Source organism: Protofrankia sp. Cr1 (genome assembly GCF_963555865.1).
Lineage (GTDB): Bacteria > Actinomycetota > Actinomycetes > Frankiales > Frankiaceae > Protofrankia.
Genome location: NZ_CAUVXO010000280.1, coordinates 6,104 through 6,829 on the forward strand (window position 1 = coordinate 6,104; position 726 = coordinate 6,829).

1 protein-coding gene and 1 tRNA gene are annotated in these 726 nt (G+C 65.2%); one reads left to right on the top strand and one right to left on the bottom strand.

Features of this window, described 5'->3' with window-relative positions:
* Position 1 precedes the first annotated feature (1 nt).
* A tRNA-Leu gene (locus U9980_RS18915) sits at positions 2–74 on the bottom strand.
* Between the two features lie 176 nt (positions 75–250).
* Here U9980_RS18915 and U9980_RS18920 point away from each other — a divergent pair.
* Positions 251–726: ANTAR domain-containing response regulator (locus U9980_RS18920; protein WP_322769138.1), on the top strand; the 476-nt coding region annotated here is incomplete at its 3' end.

The following is a 726-nucleotide window of genomic DNA, read 5'->3' on the forward strand; positions in this document are numbered from 1 at the left end:
GTGCCCCCGGTGGGATTCGAACCCACACTGTCGGTGGTTTGAGCACCGTCTCTCTGCCGTTGGAGTACAGGGGCCGCCCGGTTGGAGAGCGGGGCTCTCGGGTACTGCAAGCCGCTACCGGACCGCTTGATGTGCAGGTAGGGCTTCCTCTACGACTCTAGCCGGGTAAGGTGCGGATCGACTGCCCACCCCGGCGTTACAGCGGGTCAACGGTGTCATCCTAACCCTGCGAGACCAGGAGTCCGACTCGATGAGCCAGCCATCCTCGACCCCCCGCCGGGTGCTGATCGCCGAGGACGAGGCGCTGATCCGTCTCGATCTTCGCGAGATGTTGCAGGAGGAGGGCTACGAGGTGGTCGGTGAGGCCGGTGACGGCGAGATGGCCGTCAGCCTCGCGTCCAAGCTCCGCCCCGACCTGGTCATCCTCGATGTCAAGATGCCCCGGATGGACGGGATCGAGGCCGGTGCGCACATCGCCAAGGAGCGCATCGCACCGGTGGTGATCCTGACCGCGTTCAGTCAGCGGGAGCTCGTGGAACGGGCACGGGAGGCCGGGGCGATGGCCTATGTCGTCAAGCCGTTCCAGAAGAAGGACCTGCTGCCGACGATCGAGATGGCGATGAGCCGCTTCACCGAGATCGTCAGTCTGGAAGCCGAGGTCGAGGACCTGCAGGGTCGCCTCGAGGCCAGAAAGATCATCGAACGGGCCAAGGGTGTCCTGCAGAC